We start from the raw sequence: 12,828 nt of genomic DNA, 5'->3' as shown, positions 1-12,828 counted from the left end.
CGCATTCCTGCGGTTTCAGGGGCGATGGACGCCGTCGTTGCTACGCTCGACCCATGGGAGAGAGTTCTGCACGCCTTGCGGTCGTCATCGAGGATGACGCCGACGTCCGGCACCTCCTGCGCACGATCCTCGTCCGGAGCGGTTTCGAGGTCATCCTGACCAAGGACGGCGCCGAGGGCGTCGAGGCGGTTCGCGCCCACGATCCCGAGCTCACCACCCTCGACGTCAACATGCCCGGCATGGACGGCTTCGCGGCCGCCAAGCTGATCCGCGAGTTCAGCTCCACCTACATCATCATGCTCACCGGTCTGGACGACGAGATCGACGTCGTGCAGGGTCTCGACTCCGGAGCCGACGACTATCTCGTGAAGCCGTTCCGGCCCCGCGAGCTCCGCGCCCGGATCGAGTCCGTGATGCGCCGCCCGCGTCAGCACGTGACCACCACTGCCGCAGCCGCCGCGACCGACCGGACCAGTCCGGCGCAGCCCCAGCAGTGGGCCCAGCCCGCGGCCGAGCCCACGCGGTCCGACGCGGAGCTGCAGCACCTGCCCCAGCGCGAGGTCGCGCCGCCGCCCGCTGCTCAGCATGACGCCGCCCAGCACGTGGCAGCCCAGCACGCCGCCCAGCGCGCAGCAGCTGAGACCCACCCTGCTCACTCGTCCGCGCACCCGGTGCACTCGGTGCCGGCGGCGGCGCCCTCCGCGAGTGGCTGGTCCTCCGCGGGTCACGTGGGCGTCGCCCACGCCCCCTCCGTGAGCGCGGGTGCCGCTGCGGCCCCCGCCACCGGTGCGGACGCGTGGCTCCGCTCCAACGGACTCGCCGTCAACGTGGACACGCGGACGGTCGTGGTCGACGGACGCAACGTCGACCTGACCCGGACCGAGTTCGACCTCGTCGCCTCGCTGCTGACGACCGGACGCCGTGTGCGGAGCAAGGCCGACCTCGTCCTCACGCTGCGCGGCCAGAACTACGTCACGACCTACTTCGTGAACGAGGCCGACAAGCGCGCCGTCGAGGTGCACATGGCCAACATCCGTCGCAAGCTCGGCGACTCCAGCACCACGCCGCGCTGGATCGAGACCGTGCGGGGCGTCGGGTACCGCATGGCCGAGGACGGCTGAGCCGGAGGCAGGGCGCGAGCCCCCGAAGGAGCCGGTGCCCGCACCGCCCGGGGTGCCGCCGTCAGTTCGCGTTGATCGGGATCTTCTGGGCCTCGGTCGGCTTCTTCGAGGCGAAGATCGCGATGGGGACCTCCTGGGTCACCAGCTCCGGCTCGTACTCGTCGCTGCCGCGTGACTTCTGGATCCAGACCGTCGCGCTGAAGGTGAGCGTGACGCCCTGGGTGTCGGCGGCCAGCGGGCCGATCTTCTGGTTGCGCAGCTCGAAGGCGCCCTTGGGCGAGGTGATGAGCATGCCGTACTTCGTGGAGACCGGCTGCGGGTCGAAGGTGATCTTCTTCGCCTCCTTGTCGAGCTCGTAGGGGTTCTCGACGGCACCGGAGGGCGTGGTGGTCGCCGACGTCACCTCGATGCGGTCGAGGTAGACCTTGCGCTTCTTGCTGAACTTGTCGCGGAGCTTGCGGGACAGGTCGTAGGACTGGAGCGTGAAGGAGAAGTACTTGTCGCCGCCGGGGTACCACTCGTTGGTGCGCGGCGTCGACTTGGTCGGCCAGATCGTGTAGACGAAGTCCATCGACCCGACCTTGACGTGCGACTGGAACGTGCCGTCACGGGTGAACTGCGAGTCGAAGGCCGTGGTGGCCGAGGCCGTCGGCGCAGGATCGCTGGCCTGTGGCGCGTCCTCCTTCAGGACGCCGCACGAGGAGAGCACGAGGGCGAGGGCGACGGCGGTCACGACGGCGGCGAGGGGTCGGCGGGCGCGACGGGACGGGCGGGGCTGAGCGCTGGTCACGAGAGAGTTCCTTCGGGGAAGCAGGGGTGCGGGGGAGTGGTCGGTCGGGCGCTCACACCGTGTAGCCACGGTAGTTGCGCAGGATCTTGATGCCCATCCAGAAGGTCTGGGACACGGTGATGACGCCGAGGATCGGCCAGCCGACGGCGAGCACGTCGGACCTCAGCCCGATGGGCAGCTGCATCCACGCGGCGGCGGCGGCCGCGAACACGAGCAGCGCGATGGCGAAGGGGTACAGGTAGCTGTTGCCCGAGCCGCGCTCGGCCTTCGCCTGCGCCGCCCAGTTGTCGGTCTGCTTGCGGCTCGCGAACTTCGTCCACGCTCGCACGAAGTGCCCGATCCGGATCCACATGTAGATCTCGGCGGGCAGCAGCAGCACGGCGAACAGGATGTCCCGCCGGTGGCCGTAGTGCATGGAGCGGGCGACCCGGTAGTTGAGCAGGATCGCGACGACCGGTGGGATCAGCCACCACGGGCTGAAGACGAAGGCGTCGATCGACAGGCTGGCGAGGAGCAGGGAGAAGAACATGGCGCGCGTGATGATGTTGAGCACCATCGAGAGGTGCTCGAACCAGCGCAGCCGCAGGTTGGGGTGGAAGGGCTGTCCCTTCGTGTCGCCGCGCTGGCCCGGCCACATCAGCTCGATCGCGCCGAAGTTCCACTTCACCTGCTGGGCGTCGAGGGCGCGCAGCGTGTTCATGCCACCCACGTGGGCGCGGGCGGTGGCGCTGATCTTCGTCAGGTAGCCGGCGCTCTTGATCTGCAGCGACAGCAGCGAGTCCTCGACCTCGCTGTCCTTGACCCAGGGCGCGCGCTGGTGGGTGAGCGTCATGACGTCGCGCAGCGCCTGCGTGGAGAAGATGGAGAACTGCCCGCCGAGGACGGCCATGTTCCGGCCGCGCAACAGGTTCTGCATGTTGAAGGCGGCGAACTGGGCGCGCTGCCCGGCGGTGAGGAACTTGGCCATGGCGGTCGGCAGGGCGCTGTCGTCGATGCTGTAGATCGCGGAGATGCCGCCGATGCGGTCGTCGCTCATGATCTCGTCGACGAGGTCCTTGATCGCGGTCGGCTCGGGCGTGGTGTCACCGTCGACGCCGATGATGTAGTCGCAGCCCTCCGCCAGGAAGAAGCCGTAGTTGAGCGCGCCGACCTTCTTGTCGGGGTTCTCGCCGATGTCGTGCACGAAGATCTCGACCAGCTGGGTGCCCTCCGGACGGTCCAGCACGTGCTGCCCGGCGTAGTGGCCGGCGATCTCCACGGTCTCGTCGGTCGTGTTGTTCACGACGACGTGGATCACGTCCGGCAGCCGGGTCTGCACGAGCAGGGCGTCCAGGACCGACGCGATCGTCTCGGCCTCGTTGTAGGAGGGGACGACGCAGGCCACGGTGGCGCGGGGCTTGATGCTCCCGGCCACCTCCTCGACGGCGGTGCCGAGCGCGCGGTGCAGCGCCTCGGGCGACGCGTCGAAGGCGGTGGGGTGGCGGTCCATGGGTCCGCTGGGGTCGTACGACACTGAGGGCTCCTGCAGGGATCGGTCGGTCCGACCAGCCTGGTGCCCCTCGCTCAGGTTTCGCCTCGGTACGTCATCAAGGTCTGCTCAAGATTGCCTCAAGCGTGGCGTGCGGTCTCCGCCTCCGTCATCAGCGCGGTCAGGTCGGCGCGCGACGTGTAGGTGTCGGCGGTGCCGAGCAGCACCGGGACCGGGACCTCTTGCGGCTGGCCGGGCTCCGTGGACCGGGTGTAGAGAGCGTGCTCGACGGCAGCGGCGATCTCCGCAGCGCGCTCGGGCGCGTCCGCCGGGGCGAGGACGGCGAACCGGCCGACGCCCAGGTAGCCCAGCACCGACCAGGCGGGCACGTGACGGCGCAGGGTGTCGGCGAGGGTGGAGAGAGCGAGGTCGCCACCGCGTCGACCGAAGGCCTCGTTGAGCTCCACGAGATCGGTGACCTCGGCCACCAGGAGTGCGGCATGTCCGCCACGCAGCTCCAGACGGCCGAGCCGGTCGGCAGCGGCCTCGAGGAACTGCTCCCGGGAGTGCACGCCGAACACGCGTCCCGTGCCGTGGTCCTCGGACCACCACGCGCCGTCCCGCTCGGCGCGCATCGACACCAGCAGCTGCAGGCCGACCGTGGTCGCGACCACCAGGAACGTCGCCGGGAGCACGGTGGAGCCGTCGTCGCCGCGGCGCAGGAGGGAGTTGATCGTCGCGGCGGCGGCGAAGAGACCGAGGACGACCTGGAGGAGGCTGACGTTGACGTTGAGGCGCATGGGCCCGCGGTGCAGCTCCACGATGGTGGCGACCGCGAAGCCCGAGGCGGCGAGGTAGCCCGACGGGATGACGGCCGACCCGGCGGCGGAGAGGGCGAACCAGGCGACCAGCACGGCCGTGGCGACCAGGAGGGGTGCCGCCGGCAGGGGCGTGGCCCCGCGGAACCAACGCACTCCCGACCACATCAGCCCGAAGGTCATCACGGCGCACGCCGCCCCAGCGGCCTCGACGTCGACCGTCGGCACGAACACCTGGTCGATCAGTGGGGCGAGACCGGCACCGAGGGCCGCCATGAGGCTCCCGCACCACAGCCGGTTGGCCGGGTCGTTGTGCCGCAGCGCCGTGGTCAGGGCGAAGGGCACCGCGACGGCGAGGAAGGCGGTGAGGGTCCCGGCGAGGAACAGCTCGGACGAGGTCATCAGGCCACGTCCTGCTCCGCCGCCGAGACGTCGGCGGAGGCGGGCAGCCACACCGAGACCGTGGTGCCCTGGTCGGGGCGGCTGCGGATGTCGATGATCCCGCCGTGCGCCTCGACGATCTGCTGCGCGATGCTCAGCCCGAGGCCGGTGCCCTGCACGCCGGAGTCACGTGCGCCCCGCGTGCGGTAGAAGCGCGTGAAGAGCGCCTGCAGCTCGTCCTCGGTCATGCCGTGGCCGGTGTCGGCGACGACGATCTCCACCCCCGGGACCGCGGGGGCTCCGTGGGGCGACCCGGCGCCGCCGTCGGCCTCGACCGGTCGAGGCCGCGTCACCTCGCGGACCGACACCTCGATGGTGCCGTCGTACCGGTTGTACTTCACGGCGTTGGTGAGCAGGTTGTCCACGACCTGGCGCAGACGCAGCGGATCGGCAGCGATGTCGATCTCGGTGGCGGCGTCGACGCGGACCGTGACCAGACGTTCGGTGGCCACGGGACGGACGCCCTCGACCGCCTGCCGGACCACCGCGCTGGGGGTGCAGGACTCGCGCACGATCCTGAGGGGGACGCCCGGGGTGCGGCTGCGGGCGGTCAGGAAGTCTCGCGAGAGCGCCAGCATGCGCTCGGTGTTCTCGAGCGCGACCTCCATCAGCTCGCGCGCCTCGTCGCCGAGGTCGGGCTCGGCGAGGGCGAGCTCCAGGTAGCCGAGGGCCGACGTGAGAGGCGTCTTGATCTCGTGGGACACGGCCGCCACGGCGTCGTCGCGCGCCTGCTCGTCGGCCAGCTCGCGGCTCACGTCACGGGCGACCACGACGTACCGCTCCGACCGGTGGCTGGCCACCCGACGCACGCTCACGTGGAGCGGTACCTGCGAAGGCCCGGGATGGCCGAGGCGCACCAGGGCGCGCTCGACCTCCTCGCCCGCCCGCGAGAGCGTGAGCGGGTGGGACCGGGAGTCCAGGGGGGTGGTGCCGTCCGCGAGGTAGAACGGCCCGTCGCGCACGACCGACGCGGCGTCGACCGCGCCGATGCGACGGGCCAGGTCCTCGGCGGCACGGTTGGCCGACGTGGTGCCGTCGGCGTTGAACGTCACCACCACGAAGTCGACCACGTCGAGCACCTCCGCGAGCACCCGCTCCTGGGTGCGCGCCGAGTCCAGCGCCGACCCGACGAGCCGGGTCTGGGCCTCCAGGAGGCGACGCTGCGCGACGTTCCGCCGGGTCCAGCGGCTTCCCGCCCACGACGACATGCACAGGAGCAGGCCGAGGTTGAGCACCGTCGCCACGCCGGCCCGCCAGGGCTGGTCGCCGTTCAGGTCCTTGACGGCCTGGGCCGTGAGCAGTCCGACGAGGCTCGCCGAGAGCACGATGACACGCGGAGGCGTCGGCAGCTGGACGGCGACCCAGGCCACCGGGAGGACGGCGAGGACGAAGAAGCCCGACCCCGGTGCGGCGAAGAACAGCAGGCTGCACACCACGACGTCGAGCAGGCAGATCAGGGTCGCCGCGACCACGGTGGCGCCGCGACGCTCGATGCCGAGCGAGCCGAGCAGGGCCGACAGGATCGCCGTGAACCCGGCCAGGACGGCACCGACGGTGAAGACCGCGGGGTGCGCGGGCAGCGACGTGGCGATCGCGGCGACGACCGGGAAGGCGAGGGCCGTGAGGAAGAGGAACTGCGCAGCGAAGACCTCGCTGGGCGCGACCTGGGGCTGTGCCTCGTGGAGCGGTGCCTCGTGGGGTGGGGCGTCGTCGCCCGACGTGACCCGTCCCGAACGTCCCGGGAAGGTCGGCATCAGCATGGGGAAACCCTAGCAATTCCAGGCCGGGCGCGAGGGCGCTTCGGCCGAGGTCGACCTGGTGCGGGCGGTGGCCGATTTCACCGGCGAGGACCGGCTGCGGTAGGCTGCGGCAGTTGCCTCGGCGAGGGTCGGCCCGTCCGACCGTGATCGACAGGGCGCTCCACGGAGTGTCGTGTTCGAGCGCCTGTCGCGACGTCCCGGCCGTCGACGCGGCCGCCCCACACGTCTTCCCGCACCACCACCCCCAGGAGCTTCCCGTGGCCGAGATCAAGATCCCCGCAGAGACCCGCACCGAGTTCGGCAAGGGCGCTGCCCGTCGCATCCGTCGCGCCGACCAGGTGCCCGCCGTGCTGTACGGGCACGGCAGCGACCCGGTGCACGTCACCCTGCCGGGCCACGCGCTCATGCTCGCGTTGAAGAACAGCAACGCACTGCTCTCCATCGCGCTGGGCTCGACCACCCACCTCGCGATCCCCAAGCAGGTCCAGCGCGACCCGCTCAAGGGCTTCATCGAGCACGCCGACCTGCTCATCGTCAAGAAGGGCGAGAAGGTCACCGTCGACGTCCCCGTGCACGTCGAGGGCGAGGCCGCGCCCGGCACCCTCGTGGTGCTCGAGAACGCGAGCGTCTCCCTCGAGGCCGAAGCCACGGCCATCCCGGAGTCGGTCGAGGTGTCCGTCGAGGGCCTCGAGGTCGGCGCCCAGGTGCTCGCCTCCGACCTCACGCTGCCCGAGGGCTCGACCCTCGTCGTCGACGACGAGCTGCTCATCGTCAACGTGACCGCTGCGCCCACCGCCGAGGAGGTCGAGGCCGAGCTGGAGGAGGCCGAGGCCGAGGCCGGCATCGAGCGTGACGAGTCCGACGAGGAGGCCGCCGCGGCCGCCGAGGGTGACGACGCCGAGGCGCCTGCCGAGGACGCCGACTCCGAGTCGTGACCTGGCTGGTCGTGGGGCTCGGGAACCCGGGCCCCACGTACGCCGCCACCCGGCACAACGTGGGCTACCTCGTGGCCGACGTGCTCGCCGACCGCATGGGCGGTCGGTTCAAGGCCCACACGTCCGGCCGCGCCGAGGTGGTCGAGGGCCGGCTCGCCGGCGAGCGCGCCGTGCTCGGTCGGGCCCGCTCGTACATGAACGAGAGCGGCGGACCGGTCAAGACCCTGACGTCGTACTTCGACGTCGAGCCCGAGCACCTCGTGGTGGTCCACGACGAGCTCGACATCGACTTCGGTGCTCTCCGTCTGAAGCTCGGCGGAGGCGACAACGGCCACAACGGGCTGAAGTCGATCCGTCAGTCGATCGGCACCGGCGACTTCCACCGGGTCCGCGTGGGCATCGGTCGTCCGCCCGGTCGCCAGAGCGTGCACGACTTCGTGCTGAAGCCGTACTCGTCCACCGAGCGCAAGGAGCTCCCGGTGCTGCTGGAGGAGGCGGCCGACGCCGTCGAGAGCCTCCTCACGCGAGGACTATCCGAGACGCAGAGCGCGTTCAACCGGTAGATGGACCTCCACGCACTGCTCTCGCCCCACCTGGCCGGGTCGCTCGCCGACGTCGTGTCGCAGCGCCCGCGCACCGTCACCCTGCAGGGACCGGCCGCGCTGCGCCCCTTCGTGGCACGTGCCGCGGCCGACGCCTCCACCGTCCTCGCCGTCACCCCCACGGCCCGCGAGGCCGACGCGCTCGCCGCTGACCTCTCGGTGCTGCTCGGTGACGACGCCGTGGTGGTGTACCCGGCGTGGGAGACCCTTCCGCACGAACGGCTGTCGCCGCGCTCCGACACCGTGGGCCGACGGCTCGCCGTCCTGCGGCGGCTGGCCCACCCCGGCGCCGGCGCGCCGCCCGTGCGCGTGGTGGTGGCGCCGGTGCGGTCGATCCTCCAGCCGCAGGTGGCCGGCCTGGCCGACCTCACCCCGGTCGAGCTGGTGGTCGGTCAGCAGGCCCCGCTCGACGACGTGGTGCGCGACCTGGCTGCCGCCGCCTACGTGCGGGTCGACCTCGTGGAGCGTCGCGGCGAGTTCGCGGTGCGCGGCGGCATCGTCGACGTCTTCCCGCCCACCGAGGACCACCCGCTCCGCATCGACTTCTGGGGCGACGAGGTCGAGGAGATCCGGTGGTTCTCCGTCGCGGACCAGCGCACCACCGACGCGGTGGAGCGCCTCTGGGCGCCGCCGTGCCGTGAGCTGCTGCTGACCGACGAGGTGCGCGGCCGCGCGGCGGCCCTGGCGACGGAGCACCCGGCGCTCGCCGAGCTGTTCGGCAAGGTGGCGGAGGGGCACGCCGTCGAGGGCATGGAGTCGCTGGCCCCGGTGCTCGTGGACGAGCTGGAGCTCCTCGTCGAGGTGCTCCCCTCCGATGCCGTGGTCGTCGTCAACGACCCCGAGAAGGTGCGGGCGCGTGCGGCCGACCTGAATGCGACGAACGAGGAGTTCCTGCAGGCGTCGTGGGCGGCCGCGGCCACCGGCGCCGCCGCTCCCATCGACCTCGGCGCGGCCGCGTTCAAGGAGCTGGAGGAGGTTCGCGCCGTCGCCCTGGCGCGTGGCCTGGCGTGGTGGAACCTGTCCCCGTTCGGTCTGGACGACGAGGACACCGTGGTCGTGCCCGCCGAGGCGGCGCCGCTGTACCGCGGCGACACCGAGCAGGCCGTCGCCGACGTCCGGGGCTGGTTGGCCGACGGCCGGTTCGTCGTCGTGGCCGCGCCGGCCGCCGGGCAGGCCCAGCGCACGGTCGAGTGGCTGGCCGAGCACGACGTGCCCGCCGCACTCGTGGACGGGGACACCCCGGCGCCGGAGGCGGGGAGCGGTGTCGTGGCGGTACTCGTCGCCGACGTGGACCACGGGCTCGTCGCCGCGAAGGCCGTCCTACTCACCCACGACGACCTCGTGGCCCAGCGGGCCGCCGAGCGCCCCGACCGCTCGAGCATGCCCGTGCGCCGCCGCAAGCAGGTCGACCCGCTCGAGCTCAAGGCGGGCGACCACGTCGTGCACGAGCAGCACGGTGTGGGTCGGTACGTCGAGCTGGTCAACCGCACGATCCAGGGCGCGGCCCGCGAGTACCTCGTGATCGAGTACGCCCCCAGCAAGCGCGGACAGCCCGGTGACCGGTTGTTCGTGCCCATGGACCAGCTGGACCTCGTCAGCCGCTACGTCGGCGGCGAGAGCCCCAGCCTGGACAAGCTGGGCGGCGCGGACTGGACGGCGCGCAAGAACAAGGCGCGCAAGGCCGTCCGACAGATCGCCGGCGAGCTGATCAAGCTCTACGCGGCACGGCAGTCCACGAAGGGTCACGCCTTCGGCCCCGACACGCCGTGGCAGGCCGAGCTCGAGGACGCCTTCGCCTTCGTCGAGACGCCCGACCAGCTCATCACGATCGACGAGGTCAAGCGCGACATGGAGCGGCAGGTCCCCATGGACCGGCTCGTCTGCGGCGACGTCGGCTACGGCAAGACCGAGATCGCGGTGCGCGCGGCGTTCAAGGCCATCCAGGACGGCAAGCAGGTGATCCTGCTGGTCCCGACCACCCTGCTCGTGCAGCAGCACTACGCCACCTTCGCCGAGCGCTTCGGCCAGTTCCCGGTCACGATCAAGCCGCTGTCGCGGTTCCAGACCGAGAAGGAGTCGCAGGCCACGCTCGACGGCCTGGCCGACGGCAGCGTCGACCTCGTGGTCGGCACCCACCGCCTGCTCCAGCCCGGTGTCCGCATCAAGGACCTCGGACTCGTCATCGTCGACGAGGAGCAGCGGTTCGGCGTCGAGCACAAGGAGGCCCTCAAGCACCTGCGGGCGGCCGTCGACGTGCTGGCCATGTCGGCCACCCCGATCCCGCGCACCCTCGAGATGGCGGTCACGGGGATCCGCGAGATGTCCACCATCGCCACGCCTCCGGAGGAGCGGCACCCGGTGCTGTCCTTCGTCGGCGCCTACGACGACAAGCAGGTCGCCGCGGCGATCCGGCGCGAGCTGCTGCGCGAGGGCCAGGCGTTCTTCATCCACAACCGGGTGCAGTCGATCGACAAGGTCGTCCGACGGCTCGGCGAGCTCGTGCCCGAGGCACGCATCGCGGCCGCGCACGGCCAGATGGGTGAGCACCAGCTCGAGAAGGTGATGGTCGACTTCTGGGAGAAGCGCTACGACGTGCTCGTCTGCACGACCATCGTGGAGTCCGGCCTCGACGTCTCCAACGCCAACACCATGATCATCGAGCGGTCCGACACCCTCGGCCTGTCGCAGCTGCACCAGCTCCGCGGCCGCGTGGGCCGAGGGCGCGAGCGCGCCTACGCCTACTTCCTGTACCCGCCCGACAAGCCGCTCACCGAGACCGCGCACGACCGCCTGGCCACCATCGCCCAGCACTCCGAGCTCGGCGGCGGCATGCAGGTGGCCATGAAGGACCTCGAGATCCGCGGCGCCGGCAACCTGCTCGGCGGGGAGCAGTCAGGGCACATCGCCGACGTCGGGTTCGACCTCTACGTCCGGCTCGTCGGCGAGGCGGTCGCGGAGTTCCGCGGCGAGGGCGAGGCCGGACCGCAGGGTGCGCGCGAGGTCAAGCTCGAGCTCCCGGTCGAGGCCCACCTCCCGCACGACTACGTGCCGAGCGAGCGGCTGCGTCTGGAGATGTACAAGCGTCTGGCCGACGTCCGTTCCCTCGACGACGTCGCCGAGCTGCGTGCCGAGCTGGTGGACCGCTACGGCGAGCCGCCGGAGGTCGCCGAGGTGCTGCTCGACGTCGCGCGGCTGCGGGTCGCGGTGCGTGCTGCCGGCCTCACCGAGGTCACCTCCGCCGGGTCGCAGATCCGCTTCGGTGGGCTCTCCCTCCCGGAGTCGGCGCAGATGCGTCTGCGTCGGGTGTACCCGAAGAGCATCTACAAGCCGGCCACCGACGTGGCCCTCGTCCCGGCGCCGCGCACGGCGCCCGTGGGCGGCCGTCCGCTGCGGGGGCGCGAGCTCCTCGAGTGGGTCGACACCGTGGTGCAGACGCTCGTCGCCTGAGCAGGCCCGCCCCCGGCGGGGCAGGGCGTCGCACGGTGCGAGAATGGCGCCGTGACTCATGTGGTGATCATCGGCGGGGGACCAGGCGGCTACGAGGCCGCGCTCGTGGCGGCGCGTCTGGGGGCTCAGGTCACCGTGGTCGAACGCGACGGCCTGGGCGGCTCGACCGTCCTCACGGACTGCGTGCCCAGCAAGACGCTCATCGCGACGTCGGACCTGCTGACCGAGGTCGAGTCCTCGGCCGAGCTGGGGGTCGAGGTCCCGCGTGACGTCCGCGCCGACCTCGCCGCGGTGAACGACCGGGTCATGAAGCTGGCACTGGCCCAGTCCGCCGACATCGCCGGGCGCCTCGAGCGCGAGGGCATCGAGTTCGTCAAGGGATCCGCCCGGCTGGTCTCCGCCGGCTCCGTCGAGGTCGACGGTCGTACGATCCAGGCCGACGCCGTGCTGGTCGCCACCGGAGCGCACCCTCGGGTCAGCCCCGACGCGCTCCCCGACGGCGAGCGGATCCTCACGTGGGAGCAGGTCTACGCGCTGCGCGAGATCCCGGACCACATGATCGTCGTGGGGTCCGGCGTCACCGGCGCGGAGTTCGCGAGTGCCTACAACGGGCTCGACGCCCGCGTCACGCTCGTCTCGAGCCGCGACCGGGTGCTGCCCGGTGAGGACGAGGACGCCGCCGAGCTCATCGAGGACGTCTTCACCGAGCGTGGCATGACCGTCATGGGCCAGTCCCGCATGGCCTCCGTGCGGCGCGACGGCGACCAGGTCGTGGTCACGCTCACCGACGGTCGCGAGGTCGTCGGGTCGCACTGCCTGCTCGCCCTCGGCTCCATCCCGAACACCGCGGACCTCGGGCTGGAGGAGGCCGGCGTCGTGCTCGACGAGAACGGCTTCGTCCGCGTGGACCGCGTCTCGCGCACGAGCGTGCCCGGCATCTACGCGGCCGGCGACTGCACCGGGGTGCTCATGCTCGCCTCCGTCGCGGCCCAGCAGGGCCGCATCGCCATGGCGCACCTGCTCGGTGACGCCGTGCACCCGCTCGACCTGCAGAAGGTCTCGAGCAACATCTTCACGTCGCCGGAGATCGCGACCGTCGGCCTGTCGCAGCGCAAGATCGACGAGGCCGGCCTGCACGTCGACGTCGTGATGCTGCCGCTGGCCACGAACGCGCGCGCCAAGATGCAGGGCGTCCGTCACGGCTTCGTCAAGCTCTTCTCGCGCCGCGGCATGGGCGTCGTGGTGGGGGGAGTGGTGGTGGGCCCGCGAGCGAGCGAGCTGATCCACGCCGTCTCGCTCGCCGTGTCCGCCTCCCTGACGGTCGACCAGGTGGCCGACGCGTTCACGGTGTACCCCTCGCTGTCGGGTTCGGTGGCGGAGGCGGCTCGCAGTCTGCACCCCCGCTGACCTGCGGAAATGACAGGCGTGTAGTTCACTCACACCGGT

Annotated in this window: 9 protein-coding genes; 5 read left to right on the top strand and 4 right to left on the bottom strand. The window is 71.6% G+C overall.

What is annotated here, in order from left to right; translation table 11 throughout:
- Positions 1-53: 53 nt before the first annotated feature.
- Entirely contained in the window at positions 54-1,121 is a 1,068-nt protein-coding gene (locus tag ASF35_RS14640; protein ID WP_055968982.1) for a response regulator transcription factor, read from the top strand.
- 61 nt (positions 1,122-1,182) lie between these two features.
- Here the strand turns inward: ASF35_RS14640 and ASF35_RS14635 are convergent, their stop codons facing one another.
- The 4 genes from ASF35_RS14635 to ASF35_RS14620 all read right to left on the bottom strand — a co-directional run bounded on the left by ASF35_RS14635 (position 1,183) and on the right by ASF35_RS14620 (position 6,398).
- Positions 1,183-1,911: a hypothetical protein gene (locus ASF35_RS14635; protein ID WP_055968979.1), complete on the bottom strand. Its 729-nt coding sequence runs from the start codon at positions 1,909-1,911 to the stop codon at positions 1,183-1,185.
- Positions 1,912-1,963: 52 nt separating this feature from the next.
- Positions 1,964-3,424 (bottom strand): glycosyltransferase, encoded by a 1,461-nt coding sequence (locus tag ASF35_RS14630; RefSeq protein ID WP_235497452.1) that lies wholly within the window; start codon positions 3,422-3,424, stop codon positions 1,964-1,966.
- 95 nt (positions 3,425-3,519) lie between these two features.
- The gene (locus ASF35_RS14625; RefSeq protein ID WP_055968976.1) at positions 3,520-4,599 is read right to left on the bottom strand and encodes a diguanylate cyclase domain-containing protein; all 1,080 of its coding nucleotides are present in this window, start codon (positions 4,597-4,599) and stop codon (positions 3,520-3,522) included.
- The gene (locus ASF35_RS14620; RefSeq protein WP_055968973.1) at positions 4,599-6,398 is read right to left on the bottom strand and encodes a cell wall metabolism sensor histidine kinase WalK; all 1,800 of its coding nucleotides are present in this window, start codon (positions 6,396-6,398) and stop codon (positions 4,599-4,601) included. The genes ASF35_RS14625 and ASF35_RS14620 overlap by 1 nt, the downstream gene beginning before the upstream one ends.
- A gap of 257 nt (positions 6,399-6,655) precedes the next feature.
- On the opposite strand from ASF35_RS14620, the gene ASF35_RS14615 reads away from it, so the two are divergent.
- Genes ASF35_RS14615 through ASF35_RS14600 form a run of 4 tightly spaced genes read left to right on the top strand, consistent with a single transcriptional unit; the run spans position 6,656 to position 12,789 of the window.
- Entirely contained in the window at positions 6,656-7,333 is a 678-nt protein-coding gene (locus ASF35_RS14615; protein ID WP_055968969.1) for a 50S ribosomal protein L25/general stress protein Ctc, read from the top strand.
- Complete coding sequence (pth, locus tag ASF35_RS14610) at positions 7,330-7,896, top strand: aminoacyl-tRNA hydrolase (protein WP_055968966.1); 567 nt, start codon at positions 7,330-7,332, stop codon at positions 7,894-7,896. Before ASF35_RS14615 ends, pth begins: the two co-directional genes overlap by 4 nt.
- Positions 7,897-11,382, top strand: a complete 3,486-nt coding sequence (gene mfd, locus ASF35_RS14605) for a transcription-repair coupling factor (RefSeq protein ID WP_055968965.1) — start codon at positions 7,897-7,899, stop codon at positions 11,380-11,382.
- Between the two features lie 51 nt (positions 11,383-11,433).
- Positions 11,434-12,789: an NAD(P)H-quinone dehydrogenase gene (locus tag ASF35_RS14600; protein WP_055968960.1), complete on the top strand. Its 1,356-nt coding sequence runs from the start codon at positions 11,434-11,436 to the stop codon at positions 12,787-12,789.
- Positions 12,790-12,828 lie beyond the last annotated feature (39 nt).

Source organism: Aeromicrobium sp. Leaf291, from assembly GCF_001423365.1.
Taxonomy (GTDB): domain Bacteria; phylum Actinomycetota; class Actinomycetes; order Propionibacteriales; family Nocardioidaceae; genus Aeromicrobium.
The sequence above is the reverse complement of the archived record's forward strand: the minus strand, read 5'-3'. Positions and strand labels throughout refer to the sequence as shown.